Source organism: Enterobacter genomosp. O (assembly GCF_001022965.1).
In the GTDB taxonomy this organism is placed as follows: domain Bacteria; phylum Pseudomonadota; class Gammaproteobacteria; order Enterobacterales; family Enterobacteriaceae; genus Enterobacter; species Enterobacter cloacae_L.
On sequence record NZ_LECZ01000026.1, the window covers coordinates 100,777 to 119,709 of the forward strand.

Here is an 18,933-nt window from a genome sequence, read left to right on the forward strand (position 1 = left end):
CTTAATGGCTTGCGGTCTCGGCGGCACCGACGGTCGCCTGAGCTTTCTGCTCTTCGTTTTTCATCAGCGTACGCTCATAGGCGCGCAGGAACGGCAGGTACATCAGCGCGGACATCACCATACAGACCAGGCACATCACCACCGGGCTCAGCGCCCAGTTCGCCGCCCACGAGGCGCCAATCGGTGCAGGGGTGGTCCACGGGGTTAACGATACAACCTGCGCCAGCCAGCCGAGCTTGGTTGCGCCGTACGCCAGGCAGGCGTTCACCAGCGGAACGAACACGAACGGAATAAACAGCATCGGGTTCATGATGATCGGCGCGCCGAACAGAATCGGCTCGTTGATGTTAAAGAAGCTTGGCACCACGCCCATTTTGCCGATGGTGCGCAGGTGCGTGACGCGGCTGCGCAGCAGCAGGAACGCCAGCGGCAGCGTGGAGCCTACGCCGCCAATCAGCAGGTAGTGGTCCCAGAAGCCCTGCAGGTAGACGTGCGGCAGCGCCGCGCCGGCCGCCAGCGCCGCCTGGTTTGCCGAGAGGTTTGCCATCCAGAACGGGTTCATGATGCCGGTGACGATAAGCGAGCCGTGAATACCGGCAAACCAGAAGATCTGGCACAGCAGCACGGAGAGCAGAATCGCCGGCAGCGAGTCAGACGCGGACACCAGCGGCTCCAGCAGATGCATAATCGCCTGCGGGATAATCATGCCGGTCTGCGCTTCGATGAACAGGTTCAGCGGGTGCAGCGTGCCGATCACCACCATCACCGGGATCAGGATCTCAAACGAACGCGCCACGCCGGTCGGGACTTCCTTCGGCAGGCGAATGGTCACGTTGTTCTGCTTCAGCCACGCGTAAACGCGGGTGGCGTAAATCGCGGTGATCAGCGCGGTAAAGATGCCCTGACCAGAAAGGTACTGCGTGGAGATCTTACCGTCGGCATACGGCGCGGCGACCAGCAGGAAGGCCATAAAGGCCAGCAGGCCGGACATCACCGGGTCGAGGTTAAACTGACGACCCAGGCTCGCCCCAATCCCCACCGAAATGAAGAAGGTCATCACGCCCATGCTGAGGTTAAACGGCAGCATCAGCTGCTCGCGGTAGGTTTGGGAGAAATCCAGCCAACCGCGGGCGAAGCTGTTGGTGGTATCCGCCGAGAACGGCGGGAAGATGAACACCAGCATAAACGAGCCGATGATCATGAACGGCAGCGCGGCGGTAAAGCCGTCGCGGATGGCAATCACATACTTTTGCTGACCGAGCTTCGCGGCCAGCGGGGTAATTGACTGCTCAATCACCGCGACCATGGATTGATATAACGAACTCATGTGAACACCTTTTAGTGTGCCGCTTCGATGAGCGACAGAGCATAGTCCAGTACTTTATCGCCACGCTGCATGCCGTAGTCCATCATGTCGATGGGCTGTACCGGAATGCCTTGCGTCGCCGCCTTGTCTGAGAGTGTCTTTAACATGTATTTCACCTGCGGTCCGAGAAGGACAACCTGATATTGCGGAAACTGCGTATCAAATTCGGAAACGCCGTACGCATCAATCTTCACCGGCAAACCACGTTCTTTCGCGACATCGACCATTTTGCTGACCAGCAGGCTGGTGGACATCCCTGCAGAGCAGCACAGCATTATCTTGAACATCGACAACCATCCTCTAAATGTAAAAAGTTATTGCGCTGATGATTGGATATCATATGGAAACCGGTTTCCATTTATAAAAGACAGAAGTGTGACAACCATCAAGAACCCTGATTTATGAGGCTAATTAACCCGATGTACGTCACAGAATTTGGCTGTTTTGACATCATTTTGAGTGGAAACGGAAAATCGGTTTCCATGGAAAACGGAAACGGATATACTCCGTTCTGGCTATAATGTGAGCCGAAGCGGTCATGGAATTTGCAGGCACGAGGTAAGCCTGTCAGGGGAAAGAGATGTCGACAATCAATGATGTATCACGTCTTGCCGGGGTGTCTAAAGCCACGGTATCGCGAGTGTTGAGTGGGTCGCGTGGCGTAAAGGAAGCCAGCCGTCAGGCCGTTCTGAAGGCCGTGGATGAACTTAACTACCGCCCTAATGTGATTGCGCAGTCGCTGCTGAGCCAGTCGACGGGCTGTATCGGGGTCATTTGCGCCCAGGAAAACATTAACCAGACCACCGGTTATCTCTACGCGCTGGAAAAACAGCTCAGTCAGCATCAAAAACACCTGCTGCTGCGCTTCGCGCATAGCAAAGCGGAAGTGATGCACGCCCTGGAAGAGCTCTCCTGCGGGCTCTGCGATGACATCCTGGTGATTGGCGCGCGTTTCCCGCTGGACGTCGATATGGACAACGTTATCCTGGTTGACTGTATGGAGTCTGATAATTCCAACAGCATTCAGTTCGATCACGCCTTTGCCGCCGAAACCGCCTGTAACTACCTGACCAGCCAGGGGCGTCGCCAGATTGCGCTGATCCACCCGCACGGCAGCGGTTTTGCTGACCAGGTGCTGCTTGGCTACAAACACGCGCTTGAGAAAAATTTCCTGCCCTTTAATCGCAACCTTGTTTTTATGGACGCCACCTCTTCGTCCGTTGCGCTACAGGAGCTGCTGAATAACGCTAGCACGCTGAATTTCAACGCGCTGCTGGTGGCGGACGAACAGGAAGCCCAGCGGGTGATCCCGCAGCTGCAGGCGTTTAATAAATCCGTGCCGGACGACATTATGGTCTTCAGCCTGGCCGGATCGCTGCACCTGCCGGGTATTCCGGTGATCCCGGCGATTGAATATTCAATGGATGCGATGGCGGCGCGTATCGTGAGCTGGCTGACGGAGAAAACGCAGATGCTCGGGTCCTACGTTCTGCGCGGGGATTTGATCATTCCGGATGTACGTAAGCGTTAAAAATATTGTGTAGGCCGGGTAAGGCGCAGCCGCCACCCGGCGAGAAGCACGTTTCCAGCCCTCAATAATCTTCCATACAATCCACCTGGCCAATCGCGGCCCAGTAGGCGTCCAGGTTGTCGCGCTTGACGGCGGTAATGGCGTTTTTGATCAGCAGCTGATTGGCCTCGGACGACAAAATCATCTCCTGCCAGGCCTTATCGCTCTGTTTTTTCTGTGGCGTACAGGTTTTCTTCACATCTCTAAGAACCTGTTGCTTGATCTGAGCCTCTTTCGCCGGGTCGTCCTTTTCCTGAGCATGGACAAACGCAGCGAAGAGCAGACAAACCAGCAGGCAGACCAGGTGCGCAGCTTTCATCGAAACCCCCTTTAAGAGACACATGCTTCCCATGAAATATATCGTTACATTCAGTGTAGCGACGCCAGCCGAAAGTATGAATTTTCTCTTCACCGCGTTTCAGGATTGGCCCGCAAGCGCTACTGAATACCGCCCCCGAGCGACTGCCACAGGGTGATGCGGTTTTCCAGGTCGGTTTGTTGTAACGCGATTAGCGACGACTGCGCCGACCACAGCGACCGCTGCGCGGTCAGTACCGTCAGATAATCCCCCGCGCCTGCCTGATAGCTGCGCGTTGCCACATCCAGCGTTTTTTGCTCGGCCGCCACGTATTCTCGCTGGGCATCCAGCTGCTCGCTGAGCGTTTCACGGCGCGCCAGCGCGTCGGCCACGTCCTTAAACGCGCTCTGGATGGCTTTTTCGTAGGTCGCAATTAACCCTTTTTTCTCGGCTTCTGCATAGCGCAGCTGCGCCAGATTGTTGCCACCGCTAAACAGCGGCAGGGTGATGGACGGCGCAAACGACCAGACCTTCATCCCGTGGCTGAACAGGGACGACAGCGAATCGCTGCCGACGCCCGCGCTGGCGGTGAGCGAGATGGTCGGGAAGAAATTGGCGCGCGCCGCGCCGATGTTGGCGTTGGCGCTCAGCAGGTTATGCTCGGCTTCCTGAATGTCCGGGCGACGCAGCAGCGCGCTGGAGCTGACGCCCGCCGGGATCAGCGTGATGGCGTTATCGCTCAGGCTCTCCAGCGTGCCCGGCAGCAGGTTGTCCGGCACCGTATCGCCCGCCAGCAGATTAAGAGCGTTTTTGTCCTGCATCACCTGCGTCTGGTAGCTCGCCACGCTGGCGCGCGCCTGCTGGTAAACCGCCATCGCAGAGCTGACGTCCGTAGCCGCCGCCACGCCGACCTCACGCTGGCGCTTCACAATCTTGAGCGAGTTCGCCGCGCTCTCCATCGTCGATTTCGCCAGCGCCAGGTTGCTGTTATCCGCCGCCAGCGTCACCCAGGCGGTGGTCAGCTCGCTGACCATCGTCAGGCGCGTGTTCTGCGCGGTGAATTCGCTGGCAAGCCAGGTTTCACGCGCGGCGCGGGAGAGGCTCTGGTTGCGGCCAAACAGATCCAGCTCGAAGCTGGAGACCGCGCCGTTGGCCTCATCGCTTGTCGCGACGCCGCTTGCCAGCGTGCGGCTGCGAGTGTGGCTCAGCTCGGCGTCTACCGTCGGGAACAGGGACGAGCGCGTTTCACCGTACTGGGCGCGGGCGGCGTCGATATCCGCAATCGCTTTTTGCACGTCGCGGTTGCTGTTAAGCGCCATCGTCACCACGCTTTTCAGGCGCGAGTCGTTCATTACCTGCTGCCACTGGCTCACCACGGCGGTGGCTTCGCCGTGCGCGCCGGGTAAGGTTGCCGGGACGGGGGCGTCCGGGCGCTGATACGTTGGGTCTAACGACACGCAGCCCGCGCTCAGCAGCGCTAACGTTAATACGGTTACACGAAACATTATGACCTCCGGTTGGAGTGCTTACCGGAGAACAGACGTTTCACCAGTACAAAGAATAAGGGGACGAAGAAGATCGCCAGCAGCGTGGCGGCGAGCGTTCCTCCGATAATGCCGGTACCGATCGCCACGCGGCTGTTAGCACCTGCCCCGGTGGCGATTGCCAGCGGCGTCACGCCTGCGATAAACGCCAGCGAGGTCATGATGATGGGGCGCAGACGCGTCTGAGCGGCACGCAGCGCGGCGCGCGTCAGGGAATAGCCTTCGGCGACTTTTGCCTCGGCAAATTCAACAATCAAAATGGCGTTCTTCGACGACAGGCCGATGGTGGTCAGCAGCGCCACCTGGAAGTAGACATCGTTGCTCAGGCCGCGCAGGGAGGCGGCAAGCGCCGCACCCAGCACCCCAAGCGGGATCACCAGAATGACGGAAATCGGCACCGACCAGCTCTCATACAGCGCCGCCAGACACAGGAACACCACCAGGATCGAGAGGGCATAGAGGCTCATCGCCTGACCGCTCGCCAGTTTTTCCTGCAACGACAAACCGCTCCACGCCCAGGTGCTGCCGGACGGCAGGTTATTCGCCAGCTGCTCCATTGTGCTCATCGCCGTACCGGAGCTGGCGCCGCTGGCGTTCTCGCCCTGAATTTCATACGCCGCCGAGCCGTTATAGCGCACCAGGCTTTCCGGGCCGTACTCCCAGCGGGTGGTGGCGAAGGCGGAGAACGGCGTCATGGTGCTGTCGCTGCCGCGCACATACCATTTGTTGAGATCGGACGGCACGGCGCGAGCGTCGCTGTCGCCCTGGATGTAGACCTTCTTCACGCGACCGCGATCGATAAAGTCGTTCACGTAGGTGCCGCCCCAGGCGCTGGAGAGGGTGTCGGTGACGTCGCTCAGGGTGAGCCCCAGCGACACTGCTTTGTTGTTATCGATATCCACCTGAAGCTGCGGCATCTGCGGCAGATCGTTGGCGCGCACCGCGTGCAGCGAGGCATCCTGGTTAGCTTTGCCAATCAGCTGATTACGCAACTTCAGCAGCGCGTCGCGGTCGGTGCCGCCGCTGGCCATCAGCTCAAAGGTAAAACCGTTGCTCTGGCCCAGGCCGTCCACCGCCGGCGGTGTCATGGCGAAGATGGTGGCATCGCGTATGGTGCTCAGCTCCTGCGTGGCGCGCAGGGCAATGGCCTGCGCGGTATTCTCATCGCCTTTACGCTCTGACCAGTTTTTCAGGGAGACAAACGCCATCCCGGCGTTCTGGCCGCTGCCGCTAAAGCTGAAACCCTCAATGGTGAAGATAACGTTGGTGTTGGCTTTCTCTTTGGTGAGGAACCACTCGCGCACCTGGCGGCTGACTTCGGCGGTACGTACCGTCGTCGCGCCGGCTGGCAGGGTGTACTGCACCATGATTTCGCCCTGGTCTTCCGTTGGCAGGAAGCTGCCCGGCAGCTTAAGCATGGCGAAGCCCATCGCACCACAGAGCAGGGCGTAGATGACCAGCATGCCGCCGGAGCGGCGCAGGGCCCGCAGCACCTTGTTCTGATAGCCATGCTCGGTCCTGCTGTAGAAGCGGTTAAACGCGCCGAAGAAGCCCTTTTTGTGCGGAGCCGTGTGGCTCAGAATGGAGCCGCAGAGCGCCGGCGTCAGGGTCAACGCCACCACCACGGAGAGGAACATCGCCGAAATGATGGTGACCGAGAACTGACGGTAAATCACCCCGGTGGAGCCGCCGAAGAAGGCCATCGGCAGGAATACCGCAGAGAGCACCAGCGCAATGGCGATCAGCGCACCGGAGATTTCGCCCATCGATTTTTCGGTGGCTTCGCGGGCGGGCAGGCCTTCGTCGCGCATAATACGCTCAACGTTTTCCACCACCACGATGGCGTCATCCACCAAAAGCCCAATCGCCAGCACCATCGCAAACAGCGTCAGGGTGTTAATGGAATAGCCGAACAGCGCCAGCACGCCGAAGGTGCCCAGCAGAACAACAGGTACCGCCAGCGCTGGGATCAGCGTCGCGCGGATGTTTTGCAGGAACAGGTACATCACCACCACCACGAGGATAATGGCTTCGAACAGGGTCTGAATCACGTCCTCAACCGAGATCTTGATGAACTCGGTGCTGTCTTTCGGGTAGGCCACGTCGTAGCCTTCCGGCATCGACTTTTTGAACTCAGCAATCTTGTCTTTTACCGCCGTCGCGGTGTTGAGCGCGTTCGCACCCGGTGAGAGCATGACCGCCATACCCGCCGCCGGGTGGCCGTTCAGCTTCGCGGTGGCGGTGTAATCTTCGCTGCCCATCTCCACGCGGGCGACGTCGCTGATGTGCACGACCGCGCCGCTGGACTGGCTCTTCACGATGATGTTTTTAAACTGATCCACCGTCTGCAGGCGCGACTGGGCGCGCACGGTCGCGGTCAGCTGCTGGGCGTTCGACGAGGGCAGTGCGCCGATTTTACCGGCGGAAACCTGCACGTTCTGGGCCTCGATCGCGCTCTGCACGTCGGACGGCATCAGCGAGTAAGAGGCCAGCTTCGCCGGGTCGAGCCAGATGCGCATCGCGTATTCCGCCCCGAACACCTGCAGGCTGCCGACGCCTTCCACGCGCGCCAGCGGGTCCTGCATATTACTCACCAGCCAGTCGGCAATATCCGAGCTGCTGGCGGTGTCGGTTTTATCGTACACGCCCATGATCAGCAGGAAGTTGCTCTGCGATTTCTCGACGGTGATCCCGGTCTGCTGCACCTCGGTGGGCAGGCGTGATTCCGCCTGCTGGACTTTGTTCTGCACCTGCACCTGAGCGGTGTCCGGGTCGGTTCCCTGCTCGAAGGTGACGTTGATGCTTACCGACCCGTCCGAGCTGCTGGTGGAGGTGAAGTAGAGCAGGTTATCCAGCCCGGTGAGCTGCTGCTCGATCACCTGCGTCACGCTGTTTTCCAGCGTCTGCGCGGAGGCACCGGTATAGGTGGCGGAGATTTTGATCGACGGCGGCGCGACGTCCGGGTACTGCGCGACGGGCAGCGAGCGGATGGCCAGCATCCCGGCGAGCATGATAAGAATGGCGATCACCCAGGCAAACACCGGGCGACGCACGAAGAAGCGGGAAAACATCAGGCGTTCCCTCCGCTGGTTTTCATCTCTTCGGCTTTCACTTCCTGCCCGGCGGTGACTTTGTCAGTGCCTTCCACAATCAGCTTATCGCCCGCTTTCAGGCCGCTCAGCACCAGCCATTTGTCGCCGTAGGTGTCGCCCGTCTCCAGCTGACGCTGCTCGACCTTATTGCTGGCGTTCACCACCAGCGCGGTAGCGGTGCCTTTGGCGTCGCGGGTGATGCCCTGCTGCGGTGCCAGGATCGCGTCGTTCATGATGCCTTCATCCACTCTGGCGCGGACAAACATGCCGGGCAGAAGCTGATGCTGCGGGTTCGGGAAGACGGCGCGCAGCGTGACGGAGCCGGTCGATTCATCGACCGCGACTTCGGTTAATGCCAGGCGGCCTTTTTCACCGTAGGTGCTGCCGTCTTCGAGAATTAACGACACGCTTAGCGTATCGCTATTCGCGGCAAGGGTTTGCTTACGTAACCGCAGCAGATCGGCGCTGGAACGGGTTAAATCAACGTACATTTGGTCGAGCCCGCGAATGGTGGCGAGCGCGGTGTCCTGCTGGGCGGTCACCAGCGCGCCGGGGGTGACGGAGGAGATGCCGATGCGTCCGGCAATCGGTGCGGTCACGGTGGTCCAGTTGAGGTTAATGCGCGCGCTCTCCTGCGCGGCCTTCTTTGATTCGACGCTGGCCTTGTCCTGTGAACAGGTGGATTTTGCGTCTTCCGCATCCTGGCGCGACACGCCGTCATCTTTCACCAGCTGCGCATAGCGCCGGGCCTTCTGGCAATCGGCCTCGACCAGCGCCTGAGCCTGCTTTAGCGCCGCGGCGGCTTCATCAAACGCGGCGCGGTAGCTGGAGGGATCGATTTGATACAGCGCCTGTCCGGCTTTCACCGTATCGCCTTCGGTGAAGAGCCGCTTCTGGATAATGCCGCCCACCTGCGGGCGCACTTCGGCGCTCATCGTGGCGGTGGTGCGGCCAGTCAGTTCACTGACGACGGAAACCGGCTGGCTCATGAGCGTGACAATCCCCACTTCCGGAAGGGGATGCTGGGGAGCAGATGTTTGCGCATTATCGCACCCTGTCAGGAGGAATAATGCTGCGATGGAGGTTGTTATGGTTTTCATAATCTTTTTCCAGGGTGAACGATGCCTGCCCTGTTAATGGCTTAACGGGGAGGAGGGCTAATTAAAGGCACAGCGATACCGCATCTCTGGCTGAGCCAGAAATGTAAAAATGGGGAATGACTTATTCCCGCTAATTATTCATATGCGATTACTTCGCACTGAAAAGCATATTTAAAATATCCTGATAAATGGGCTCTAATTTTTCTGAGGGTACTTTTAATGGCGTAAGTCGACGGTAAATGGTGCCTTCAATCATCACGGCGGTAATCTCCACGCAGCAGCGAATATGCTCATCGCTCAGGTGGGGAAACTGTTTTTTCAGGTGCGCACAGGCGTTGGCGAACATACGTGATTCGGCTTCTATCAGCATGGCGGCAACCTGAGGATTACGCGTGGCCTCGGCGGACATTTCGAGCATCAGCGCATCGTCATCTTCGTTGAGCGTCTGTCGCCAGGCGAGGGCCTGCGGCATCCCCTCCACCAGCGTTTTGCCCTGCATCTCCTCGATGCGCGAGTCGATGATGCGGCGGATCATCTCTTCAATAATCGCGTCTTTGTTGCTGAAATAACGGTAAATTTGCCCGACGCTGAGCTTCGCCTCGCTGGCGATCTGCGACATGCTGGCAGCATGAAATCCGCTGGCGCGAAAGCAGCGGCGCGCGGCGGTGACGATCTCGTCCTGGCGCAGTTTTTGTCGTTCTTCCAGCTTTGTGCTCATCGTCGGCTATCGTTTAAAAGTGAGAATGATCGTTCTCATTATACGTTTTGGGTGCCTTTTGGAAAGGCTTTTTTTATTTACATATTGAATGAATATTTCCTCGTTTAAACAATGGAGGAAATAAGGAGTTTTTATGAAGGTTAAGCTGTGAGATATTCAGATTGCGTGGAAAATAAGGAGAGAAATATGCACCTGAGCATAACAGAAAATGTTACACCCGCAGAAAAAGAAGAGTTATTAACGGGGCTGAGAGCGTATAACGCGCGGTTTTTAGATCTGGCGACCTTTAGCGGCGATATGGGTGTGTACGTACGAGACGAAAAAGGCGTCATGCTGGGCGGCTTGATCGGCGTGCGAAAAGGCGACTGGCTGAATATTGATTTTCTCTGGGTGAGCGACACCGTGCGGGGCACCGGCGTGGGCAGCCAGCTCATCAAAGCGGCAGAAGAGGAAGCCAGACGTAAAGGGTGCAAGCACGCGCTGGTGGATACCGCCAGCTTCCAGGCGCGTCCGTTCTACGAAAAACAGGGATATCAGCTGCAGATGTCTTTGCAGGATTATCCTTATGCGGGCATGCAGCGCCATTATCTGGCGAAGGCGCTATAAGCCCGGTAGGCATCGAGGTTCATCGCCCGGTGGCGCTACGCTTACCGGGCCTACACTTCCCCCGTCATGTAGGCCGGGTAAGCGCAGCGCCACCCGGCAACAGACCGCATATAACTTATCCTTCTTATTGATTCTTTTTCGGTTTTTATTTCAGCGTCTCGTTGTCGATATAGTCACTACACCATTTATCAAAAGGAACTGTCTTGTGAAACGTCGATTGGGTGCTCTGGTTCTCGCGGGTCTGCTGCTGGCAGGATGCGATCAAAGTGGCAGCGATGCCAAACACATTAAAGTCGGCGTCATCAATGGCGCTGAACAGGACGTGGCGGAAGTTGCTAAAAAAGTGGCAAAAGAGAAATATGGCCTCGACGTGGAGCTGGTGGGGTTCAGCGGTTCGCTGCTGCCCAACGATGCCACCAACCAGGGAGAACTGGATGCCAACGTCTTCCAGCATCGCCCGTTCCTCGCAGAAGATAACAAGGCGCATAACTATAAGCTGGTGGCCGTGGCGAACACCTTCGTCTTTCCGATGGCCGGCTATTCCCGCAAAATCAAATCCGTATCCGACCTGAAGGACGGGGCGACTATCGCCATTCCAAACGATCCGACCAACCTGGGGCGCGCGCTGTTGCTGCTGCAAAAAGAGAAGCTGATTACCCTGAAGCCGGACGTCGGACTGCTGCCGACGGCGCTGGATATTACCGCAAACCCTAAAAATCTTAAGATTATGGAGCTGGAAGGGGCGCAGCTACCGCGCGTGCTGGATGACCCGAAAGTGGATGTTGCCATCATCAGCACCACCTATATCCAGCAAACCGGGCTGTCGCCGGTGCATGACAGCGTCTTTATTGAAGATAAAAACTCGCCGTACGTGAACATCGTGGTGACGCGTGAAGACAATAAAGACGCAGAGAACGTAAAGGAATTTATCCAGTCCTATCAGTCGCCTGAAGTGGCAAAAGCGGCTGAAACGATCTTTAACGGCGGGGCGGTGCCGGGCTGGTAAAACCGTAAAAATGTCAACCTGACGCCACCGGCCTTTACGCCGTCACGCTGGCGTCTATCCGGCTTTCTGGCCAGAGAAAACCCTGGCCAAACCGGGCTCCCGACGCGCGGGCTCGCTGCAGATCCTGCGCGGTTTCAATCCCTTCAACGACGACAGCTCTGGCAATGTTACCTCTGACAAAGTGAACGAATGCGTCAAACCGGGCAGCGGCATTGAGCTCTGATCGGTCAAGCTTGATGCCGTCAACCGGCAGGGCAAGTCGCGCATAGTCGTCGGCGAGCTCGTACGTCAGGTCGTCCAGCCAGATTTTCCAGCCTGCCGCCTTAAGTCGGTGCAGGTTTTTATGGATGTAGCGTTGCTCCGCGGTACTCATGCGGGTCAGGGTTAGCGGGTCCTGAATCTCAATCGTTAAGCGCTGCTGGTGGCGTAGGGCTAGCAACAGTTCGATAGCTTTGGGGTCAAGCAGCCGATCTGCCGGAAAATTTAGCCAGTACTGGCCTTTGTCCTGCCTCCGTAACAGCGTGTTTGCCTGCCAGAAAAAGATTTGCAGCGCACAGCGGGCGGGCAGCGAAGCGAAGAACACCTCCAGATTGACGTTGTGGATCTCCACAAGAACCTCATGCGCTACGGCCTGGCCGGAATGAAAATCCACTAAAGGCTGAAACCGCAGCCCCGTAATGGTATGCAGCATGGGAGAGGGAAGAACGGTGTACATGACGAGACCCTGAGAAAAAAAGGTTCCCGCGGACACGGGAACAAAGGCAAACGACACACGGTCGGGAAGTTAATTCAAGATCCAGCGAATGCTCTGATAGAACGAGGGGCCCCGGACGGCCTTGAGCTTATTCATGGCGTTGTTTTTGTAGAAATAGACCAGCCTGACGTTGCAGCCCAGCTGGCGGGCAATTTGCTTGGTTTTCAGGTTACATGAGTAGCCCCGAAGCACGCTGGCTTCCTCATTAGAGAGCCTTGCAGGGCGCTGTCGCGTCGTAATGCTTACGTTGTAATGGTTTAACGCCTTTGGCGTCTGGCTCATCAGGATCTGCCACATCGCCTTGATATCCCCCAGCGAAACGCGCTTATTGATGACGCCATCCACATGCTTAAACTTGAGGAAACCGGCAGATAACGAGTAGATATAGATCCTCGCGTCAGGCTGTATTTCTTTTATGCGCAGGATGTCTTCATTTGGCGTAATCACAAAACTTCCGGTATTCAGCGGATCGTAAATCACGATATCCCACTTCCGTTCGCTGAGAAGAAAGTCTTCAATATTGCTAAACCCATGGAAAATAACATCCCGATGCTCGTCAGGTTCGCGGTTACCAAGATATTGCAGGCCAATCATTGTGAACTCGCAACTATCAACAACGGCCACATATATTTTTTCTTTCATGGTCATTCTCCTTTAGCTAAGCACCAGATCCCTGTAAGCAAAACGGTCATTCGAATGGAGTGGTCACCCATTAATTGGTGGTGGGATGATACGTAAAAGGTATGCCAGAGGAACATATCGAGTAAAGAGGATGTTTTTTATTAGAAGGAAATAAAATTCAAAAAATATTTTAATGTCAGAACTAATGTCTTTAATCTTCTTATAATATTGCAAACAGATTTTTATGCTAAAAAATAACGAAAGTTAAGATTTGGTCTGGTTCAGAATGGCTGTGCAGGCTGGTTTTTGCGTGGGTTATGCCTCTTTTGGTCCCGGAAACCCTTAACTCTGCCTGGTGCTTTACCCCACTGCGGATTTTTATCGGCCCAGGCGTTAAAATCCTGGCGGGAATTAGTTGTGAGCGTGGTTTTATTAAACTACTATCTCTCTCCTTTATTCGCGTTAACAATGAAATAATATGATTTATTCTGAATTAACCGTCAGGGTTATTGTGTTTTATCGGGTCAATATTCTGCAGGAGATGATAAGCGATGCGCTGCGGAAATTACTGCCTGAATATTCCCTGCGCATATCGATAGTTGAATCAACAGAGCAGCTCTTTGATGCGATTATCGATCGCCAGGTCGATATGGTGATAACTGAGTTCAGCTATCTGTTTAATCATAACGCCTGGGGAGTGCAAACCAGTAACAGGCTTAATATGTTGTGTCATACGCATAACGTAAAGCGCGTGCTTTTTGTTCCGGAATTACAGTACGGATTATTAAAAAAAGTGCTGGAGATGAAGTACGAGCTGACGCTTTCTCTGCAGGACGAGCCCGGGGAGCTGAAAACGGAATTACGGGCGCTGCTGACGGCAGAGGACGTTAAGCCGCGGATCTCATCTTTTCTGAAGGGGATGATGCGCGCCGGCGCGCGTTCGCGCTCGGTGCTTTCCGCCCGGGAATGGGAGGTTCTTCATCTTATTGTGGAAGGTTACACGGTGACGGAAATTGCCCACCTGCGAAGCCGCTCTGCCAGCACCATCGCCACCCAAAAGCACAATGCGATGAAGAAACTTAACCTCGCCAACCACAGTGAACTGATCAGGTATCTGCAGATGGCGGGGAAAATCGGGAATTAAGCGATGATGTCCCGGACTGCGTATTACGGGTAGATAATATTCAGCGTGGCCGAGGTATTCAGCTTGCCCTGGGTGACCTTCCCCGGCGCCCAGACATAATACGACGCCGCCATCGGCAGGGTGAAGGTCTTGTTCAGTGCCCCTCCTGCCGCCACGCTAAACAGCAGCGTGGCGTTTCCGCGGCTGGTGGTGGAGGTTGAGAAAACAACCGGCAGCTGCGGGTTGTTCCGCTGAATCAGCCGCAGGCCAACGCCCTGCGCGGCGCTGCTGCTGGTATCGACCAGCACCGAACTGTCGGTGGAGAGCAGCTGATTGCTGGAGAGGAACATCTCGATGGCCCGGTCAGAACTGCCGTTCGCGCTCAGGTTCTGGCAGCTCATGTTAAGCGTGAAGGGGGTCAACCCTGGCTGAGAAGAGGCGCTAAGCTGGGGAATGCCGAGCGTAGGCAGAGTCACCGTCAGCCCCGCGTTGTCAAACGAGCAGGTCGTCAGCTTCGGCGCATATTTGATGGTCATCGGCTGACCAAACATGTCGCGGTTATCGTATGGCCACTTAAAGCCGTTAAACAGCCACTGCACAATTTTCACCAGCTGGTTTATCGGCCAGGTAATGATCTCCCACAGCGACATGCCGCTCATATCGCTGACGAACAGCACGTCGCTCATGGTCGCCGTGTCGCCCGTAAGCGTGGTGCCGCTCTGGTTTACCAGCGTAAAGCGCACGGTGAAAGGGGTATTCAGCTCAGAAGCCGTATGGTTACCGCTGGCGGCCAGCGTCTTGTTGGGATGCGTGCTGGTGATCTCCGCCCGCACCATATATTTATTGTTGCTGAAGCCCAGAATGGTGGCGTAGTTACTGTCGGTCGAGAGGATCGGCGTGTAGGAAAACTCGCTGTTGCCGGTTGAGCAGTTGAACGATCCGCTGTACTGGGTGGTGAAACTTCCGGTCCATGTTGGCGTGGCCGGCGTGAGCTTATCCGACAGGTCGACGCTGATTGGCGGGCCATAGGAAATGCTGCCCCCGGAGCAGGTGGCATAGCTTGCCCCGCTGACGCAGGCGAGAAACAGAAAGGTCAGTAACCGTATCATGTTGATGTTCCGTTAGTTATGGCAAACAGAAGGGGGGCTTTCCAGCCCCCACGCCGGTGCGGCGATATTGCAGTTTCCGCCACGCAGGTGGACGTTAAGCGCGCGTGGCGGCTCTTCCGCGCGGATGTAGAGCACGCTGGCCTGGCCGACATATCCCACCGACTCGCCGCGCTCGTTCAGCACTTCGGTACCAAACGGCAGCGGTGCCCCGTCTGGACGGGTGGCGCGAAGCATCCAGGACTGGCGCTGGTCGGTATCGAAGCGGATGTAGTTCACCGCGCCATCGTACGGGGCGACGTTAGCGATGTTGCCGCGCACTTCTGCCCCACGACTGTTTGCCGTTTCGGACAGGGTAATGGCGTTTTTACGGTACGGCGTGGCGTAAGGGACCAGCGCCACGCCGTCACGGTTAGTCACGATACTTTCATCCCCGTTGACCATCAGTCCTTCCGCCTTAGGGGCATCGACAATCGTCATGGTGGTGCCGGTTTCGTTCGAGGCAAGCAGATGCCACGGCACGGCAACCAGGCTGCCGCGCCCGTTCAGCCCGGTCTGGCGGTAGTCGGAGGATTCGCTGTATGAACCCCCCAGCGTGGCGAAGTTCGAACGGTATGCGGTATTCATGCTGGCCGTGTTGTTCCCGCCCCGGGCATTGCTGCCGGAGAGCGTATAGCTCAGGCGGTTTGACTCCAGCGCGTTGCCGCTCATGCTGATATTGCTCTGCTCATAATGCGAGTCGCTGGCCGTCAGGCTGGAGGTGATCCACGCGTTGTTATCAAACGCTGAGAACGGCAGGCTGAGGGAGAGGTAAAAACGCGTCTCCTCTTCACGCTCGCTGTTACGCACCCGGCTGGCGGAGACGGTATAGCTGGCCCGGCCGATGGCGTTGGAATAACCTGCCTGGTATTCGCGCGAGGTTTGCGTGGCGTTCCAGTAGTCGCGCTGCGTGCCGGAGATAAACACCGTGCCCCAGTTATTGAGCAGACGCTGGTTCAGGTTAAGGGTGAAGGTATTTTTAGGCTGCGCGGCGCGCAGGGCATCCCAGGTGCTCATCGTCATCTCCGGGGCGACCCCGAAGCGATCCTTATAGTCGTCATACTGCGCTTTCAGGCGCTGATACCCTTCACGGGAGTAGAGCGCGTCGCTAAAGCTGTAATAGCCTTTTGTGGAATAGCGGTAGGCGGCCAGCGTGAAGTTGGTGGCCGTCGTATCGATAAACTTACTGTACGACACGCGAAAGCTTTGGCCGCTGTCGGTTCTGTCCTGCAGCGTCGTCTTTGCATGGGTGACGTCCACGGAGACCGCGCCGAACGGCAAATTCCAGCCGGTGCCGATAAGCCCGGCCTGATAATTGTCGCTCACGATCGTACCGGTATACCCGGTTATCAGGTTATTAAAGCCATAGCGCAGCGTCGCCTGCAGGAAGGCCGGTTCCGCCTCGACGGTGTTCTGATGCACTTTACCCGCGATCATGCTGTACTCGCTCACGCCCTCTTTGAGCATGCCGGGCACGGCAGAGAAGGGCACCGTGAAGGATTGCTGTGAACCGTCGGCTTCGCGCACGACCACCAGCAGGTCGCCGGCCGACCCGGTCGGCTGAATGCTGTCGAGGGTAAACTGGCCCGGCGGAACGTTTTCCTGATAGATGACGTTGCCGTTCTGGATCACTTTTACCAGGGCGTTGGTGCGCGCCACCCCGTGCACCACCGGCGAAAAGCCTTGCTGCGAGTTGGGACGCATTTTGATATCTGACGCCAGCGAGACGCCGCGCACGCGCAGGGAATCAAACAGATCGCCCGGGATATAAAAGTCACCCAGCGTCAGGTTAGATTTCAGCGCCGCCAGCGGGCGGCGCAGGTAGCGGGTGTTGTTCTGCCAGCTGCTGTCGCCGCTTGCGGATTTGCGCCAGGTGCTGCTGTCGCGAAACTGCCAGCCCAGCAGGTTGGCGCCGGAATCCAGCCCGGCGTAAAAATCGTCATTGGTCTCTTTCGCTGAGCCTTTCGTCCGCGTGTTGTACCAGGTGGTGTTCCAGGAGAGCATGAGCGCCGGGATCCCTTCATCCCAGAACTGAGGGGCAACGTAGCCCTCTTCCGTGTGCAGCACGGCCGCCTGCGGCACGGTGAGCGCCAGGCTTAGGGTGCCGGTATCCGTTTTCACCTCGCCACCCTGAACGAGATCGTGCAGTTGCACTTGTCCCTGAGCAATGGCGGGCGCCGGAATCGCTTTGGTGTTGATCCCCAGCATCAGGGCATCTTTCCACGCAAGGCGAACGTCATCACGCTGTTCGCCATAGGTCACCGTGTAGCGTCCCTTCCAGTCCCCGTTGACGTAAATATCCATCTCCTGCGGGCCGGCAGGCATGGCGTTGTTTTCGTAAAAACGTGACAGATCGGACTCGCCGGATGCGCCAGCAAGCAGGGAGGTATCAAACGATACCGCACCCGATTTATGCGAAAGCAGAAGCGAGCAGACAGCCAGCATGCAGAGCCTGTTTTGTTTCAATTTCATGGCGAGTCTTTCCGGTCACTGGCTGATAAGCGTGCGGGTTTTGTAAGCACCCAAATCGTCCACATACATCAGCTGGTAGGTTTGGCCGCGCGTCACCGCGTTTTTGGTCGCCACGGTGAGCTGACCAAATGGCGATACCATCGGTGATTCCTGCAATAATTTGGTTTTACCCTGAGAAATATTGGCAACGGTAATATGGAAAGGGCTCTCATTTACGATGCGGAACTGTTTGCCGCTGGCAATTAGCGTCAGTTTTCCCGTCGCGTCGTCCAGCGTGCCGGTTAACGCGGCCGGGCGGTAAAACATTTTGATGCGAGATTTAATCGCCAACTGAACGGTATTCTGGTTTTGCACATTTTCCGGCTTCGGTGGAATATCGAGCACGTTCAGGAAAAAGACCGACTCGCGATCGGCAGGCAAATTGGCAGGCAGCTTTTTAATGCGCAGTTGCTGACCATTATGTTCGTTGACCTTCACCACCGGCGGGGATAAAAGAAAAGGTACTTTTGCCGTTTCCGGCGTCGAATTAATATCGCCGTCGTCGATCCATGATTGCACCAGAGCAGGGGCATCTCCCGTGTTGATTAACTGAACAATAACCTCTTTGTTATTCTCAGGATAAAGAACACGCGTGCCATTAATAACAATATTGGCCCATGAGTAGCCCGTGCCGAGCAGCAGGAATGCCAGCAAAATAACCTTACGCATAATGGTAACCTTAAAAACAGGCTCCGCAGAAACGAAGCCTGATTAACTGAAATTACAGGTAGGAAATGGTGTACGTCACGTTAGAGCTCAATGCACCGACCGTTGCGGCAGCGGCATTGGTTTTATAGTAATAAACGTCCAGCGTCAGCGTTTCAGAATCAGGCGCCGCTGCAGTACCCATAATGCTGGTGGTGTAAGCCTGATTAAGCGTAACTGGCGTTGATGTACCTGGCTCCACTAATGCGAAACCTACGTTACGCGCCACGCTTGCATCATTTTCATTGACGCTGTTATTCAGCAGGTATTTACCGTCGGTAGAAATATTATCGGCGCTGGAGAAGTACACTTTCAGCGGCGTGCCGGTCGTGCCCGCTGCTGGCGTACAGCCCGAGAAGGTTAACGCAATGGATTTTTTATTCTTCGTAATCAGGCCGACCGTGGTCCCGGCATCCTTAACCGAAATTGGGGAGAGGGCGACGGTCATATCCGCGCTTTTACCGCCATTAATCGTACAGGTGGTATCGGTAATGGCACCGGTGAAGTTAATTACGCCACCTGCTGAGTTATCAGCGGCAATCGCCTGAGTAGAAGCAATGGCTGCGCCAAGAACAGATACGGTCATGATCGTTTTGAACATGATAAACTCCATAATATTTTGTTTTATATAAAAAAGAATGTTTCCCGGCTGCGCAACACACTGATATCGGCTAACCCGCATAGCGACCTGAGTACGAGCCTTGACGATATTATGTTGCATCAAAAAGATACATAACAAAACATTATTCCAATGATGTTGGTATTATAAGATTA

Annotated in this window: 17 protein-coding genes; 4 read left to right on the top strand and 13 right to left on the bottom strand. The window is 56.4% G+C overall.

The features are described 5' to 3' along the window. Position 1: 1 nt before the first annotated feature. Both ABR39_RS14275 and ABR39_RS14280 read right to left on the bottom strand, forming a co-directional pair. Positions 2–1,327, bottom strand: a complete 1,326-nt coding sequence (locus ABR39_RS14275; protein ID WP_047347466.1) for a PTS sugar transporter subunit IIC — start codon at positions 1,325–1,327, stop codon at positions 2–4. A gap of 11 nt (positions 1,328–1,338) precedes the next feature. Further along, positions 1,339–1,653: a PTS sugar transporter subunit IIB gene (locus tag ABR39_RS14280; protein ID WP_010426508.1), complete on the bottom strand. Its 315-nt coding sequence runs from the start codon at positions 1,651–1,653 to the stop codon at positions 1,339–1,341. 293 nt (positions 1,654–1,946) lie between these two features. Here ABR39_RS14280 and ABR39_RS14285 point away from each other — a divergent pair, with 293 nt between their 5' ends. Continuing rightward, a complete protein-coding gene (locus ABR39_RS14285) occupies positions 1,947–2,897 on the top strand; it encodes a LacI family DNA-binding transcriptional regulator (protein ID WP_023293714.1) in 951 nt (316 codons plus the stop codon). A 61-nt stretch (positions 2,898–2,958) separates the two neighbouring features. Here the strand turns inward: ABR39_RS14285 and ABR39_RS14290 are convergent, their stop codons facing one another. The 5 genes from ABR39_RS14290 to ABR39_RS14310 all read right to left on the bottom strand — a co-directional run bounded on the left by ABR39_RS14290 (position 2,959) and on the right by ABR39_RS14310 (position 9,688). After that, entirely contained in the window at positions 2,959–3,309 is a 351-nt protein-coding gene (locus ABR39_RS14290) for a YicS family protein (protein ID WP_346417722.1), read from the bottom strand. Positions 3,310–3,374: 65 nt separating this feature from the next. After that, positions 3,375–4,739 carry an efflux transporter outer membrane subunit gene (locus ABR39_RS14295; RefSeq protein ID WP_047347468.1) on the bottom strand — a complete coding sequence of 455 codons (1,365 nt, stop codon included), beginning with the start codon at positions 4,737–4,739 and terminating at the stop codon, positions 3,375–3,377. Further along, the gene (locus ABR39_RS14300; protein WP_047347469.1) at positions 4,739–7,849 is read right to left on the bottom strand and encodes an efflux RND transporter permease subunit; all 3,111 of its coding nucleotides are present in this window, start codon (positions 7,847–7,849) and stop codon (positions 4,739–4,741) included. The genes ABR39_RS14295 and ABR39_RS14300 overlap by 1 nt, the downstream gene beginning before the upstream one ends. After that, positions 7,849–8,970, bottom strand: coding sequence for an efflux RND transporter periplasmic adaptor subunit (locus ABR39_RS14305; RefSeq protein WP_047347470.1), 1,122 nt, complete (start codon positions 8,968–8,970; stop codon positions 7,849–7,851). Before ABR39_RS14305 ends, ABR39_RS14300 begins: the two co-directional genes overlap by 1 nt. Positions 8,971–9,118: 148 nt before the next feature. After that, the gene (locus ABR39_RS14310; protein ID WP_047347471.1) at positions 9,119–9,688 is read right to left on the bottom strand and encodes a TetR/AcrR family transcriptional regulator; all 570 of its coding nucleotides are present in this window, start codon (positions 9,686–9,688) and stop codon (positions 9,119–9,121) included. Positions 9,689–9,874: 186 nt separating this feature from the next. Between ABR39_RS14310 and ABR39_RS14315 the strand changes: the two genes are divergently transcribed. Beyond that, positions 9,875–10,294 (top strand): GNAT family N-acetyltransferase, encoded by a 420-nt coding sequence (locus ABR39_RS14315; protein WP_047347472.1) that lies wholly within the window; start codon positions 9,875–9,877, stop codon positions 10,292–10,294. Between the two features lie 187 nt (positions 10,295–10,481). Beyond that, positions 10,482–11,300, top strand: a complete 819-nt coding sequence (nlpA, locus tag ABR39_RS14320; RefSeq protein ID WP_205626276.1) for a lipoprotein NlpA — start codon at positions 10,482–10,484, stop codon at positions 11,298–11,300. 34 nt (positions 11,301–11,334) lie between these two features. Here the strand turns inward: nlpA and ABR39_RS14325 are convergent, their stop codons facing one another. Both ABR39_RS14325 and ABR39_RS14330 read right to left on the bottom strand, forming a co-directional pair. Next, positions 11,335–12,015 carry an EAL domain-containing protein gene (locus ABR39_RS14325; RefSeq protein WP_047347474.1) on the bottom strand — a complete coding sequence of 227 codons (681 nt, stop codon included), beginning with the start codon at positions 12,013–12,015 and terminating at the stop codon, positions 11,335–11,337. A 69-nt stretch (positions 12,016–12,084) separates the two neighbouring features. After that, the gene (locus ABR39_RS14330; protein WP_082132650.1) at positions 12,085–12,696 is read right to left on the bottom strand and encodes a helix-turn-helix transcriptional regulator; all 612 of its coding nucleotides are present in this window, start codon (positions 12,694–12,696) and stop codon (positions 12,085–12,087) included. Positions 12,697–13,153: 457 nt separating this feature from the next. Here ABR39_RS14330 and ABR39_RS14335 point away from each other — a divergent pair, with 457 nt between their 5' ends. Next, positions 13,154–13,819 (top strand): LuxR C-terminal-related transcriptional regulator, encoded by a 666-nt coding sequence (locus tag ABR39_RS14335; protein ID WP_082132651.1) that lies wholly within the window; start codon positions 13,154–13,156, stop codon positions 13,817–13,819. Between the two features lie 23 nt (positions 13,820–13,842). On the opposite strand, the gene ABR39_RS14340 is transcribed toward ABR39_RS14335, so the two are convergent. From ABR39_RS14340 to ABR39_RS14355, 4 genes are read right to left on the bottom strand one after another with little or no spacing between them, the layout of a single operon-like run. Beyond that, the gene (locus ABR39_RS14340; protein ID WP_047347476.1) at positions 13,843–14,907 is read right to left on the bottom strand and encodes a fimbrial protein; all 1,065 of its coding nucleotides are present in this window, start codon (positions 14,905–14,907) and stop codon (positions 13,843–13,845) included. Positions 14,908–14,919: 12 nt separating this feature from the next. Further along, positions 14,920–17,415, bottom strand: coding sequence for a fimbria/pilus outer membrane usher protein (locus ABR39_RS14345; protein ID WP_047347477.1), 2,496 nt, complete (start codon positions 17,413–17,415; stop codon positions 14,920–14,922). Between the two features lie 15 nt (positions 17,416–17,430). Beyond that, the gene (locus ABR39_RS14350; protein ID WP_047347478.1) at positions 17,431–18,123 is read right to left on the bottom strand and encodes a fimbrial biogenesis chaperone; all 693 of its coding nucleotides are present in this window, start codon (positions 18,121–18,123) and stop codon (positions 17,431–17,433) included. A 52-nt stretch (positions 18,124–18,175) separates the two neighbouring features. Further along, the gene (locus tag ABR39_RS14355) at positions 18,176–18,760 is read right to left on the bottom strand and encodes a fimbrial protein (RefSeq protein WP_047347479.1); all 585 of its coding nucleotides are present in this window, start codon (positions 18,758–18,760) and stop codon (positions 18,176–18,178) included. Positions 18,761–18,933 lie beyond the last annotated feature (173 nt).

Excerpts from the sequence above, each read along its gene's own strand:
- ABR39_RS14275 (WP_047347466.1), bottom strand. The coding sequence starts at position 1,327 with ATGAGTTCGTTATATCAATCCATGGTCGCGGTGATTGAGCAGTCAATT.
- ABR39_RS14280 (WP_010426508.1), bottom strand. The coding sequence starts at position 1,653 with ATGTTCAAGATAATGCTGTGCTGCTCTGCAGGGATGTCCACCAGCCTG.
- ABR39_RS14285 (WP_023293714.1), top strand. The coding sequence starts at position 1,947 with ATGTCGACAATCAATGATGTATCACGTCTTGCCGGGGTGTCTAAAGCC.
- ABR39_RS14295 (WP_047347468.1), bottom strand. The coding sequence starts at position 4,739 with ATGTTTCGTGTAACCGTATTAACGTTAGCGCTGCTGAGCGCGGGCTGC.
- ABR39_RS14300 (WP_047347469.1), bottom strand. The coding sequence starts at position 7,849 with ATGTTTTCCCGCTTCTTCGTGCGTCGCCCGGTGTTTGCCTGGGTGATC.
- ABR39_RS14305 (WP_047347470.1), bottom strand. The coding sequence starts at position 8,970 with ATGAAAACCATAACAACCTCCATCGCAGCATTATTCCTCCTGACAGGG.
- ABR39_RS14310 (WP_047347471.1), bottom strand. The coding sequence starts at position 9,688 with ATGAGCACAAAGCTGGAAGAACGACAAAAACTGCGCCAGGACGAGATC.
- ABR39_RS14315 (WP_047347472.1), top strand. The coding sequence starts at position 9,875 with ATGCACCTGAGCATAACAGAAAATGTTACACCCGCAGAAAAAGAAGAG.
- ABR39_RS14325 (WP_047347474.1), bottom strand. The coding sequence starts at position 12,015 with ATGTACACCGTTCTTCCCTCTCCCATGCTGCATACCATTACGGGGCTG.
- ABR39_RS14330 (WP_082132650.1), bottom strand. The coding sequence starts at position 12,696 with ATGAAAGAAAAAATATATGTGGCCGTTGTTGATAGTTGCGAGTTCACA.
- ABR39_RS14335 (WP_082132651.1), top strand. The coding sequence starts at position 13,154 with ATGATTTATTCTGAATTAACCGTCAGGGTTATTGTGTTTTATCGGGTC.
- ABR39_RS14340 (WP_047347476.1), bottom strand. The coding sequence starts at position 14,907 with ATGATACGGTTACTGACCTTTCTGTTTCTCGCCTGCGTCAGCGGGGCA.
- ABR39_RS14345 (WP_047347477.1), bottom strand. The coding sequence starts at position 17,415 with ATGAAATTGAAACAAAACAGGCTCTGCATGCTGGCTGTCTGCTCGCTT.
- ABR39_RS14350 (WP_047347478.1), bottom strand. The coding sequence starts at position 18,123 with ATGCGTAAGGTTATTTTGCTGGCATTCCTGCTGCTCGGCACGGGCTAC.
- ABR39_RS14355 (WP_047347479.1), bottom strand. The coding sequence starts at position 18,760 with ATGTTCAAAACGATCATGACCGTATCTGTTCTTGGCGCAGCCATTGCT.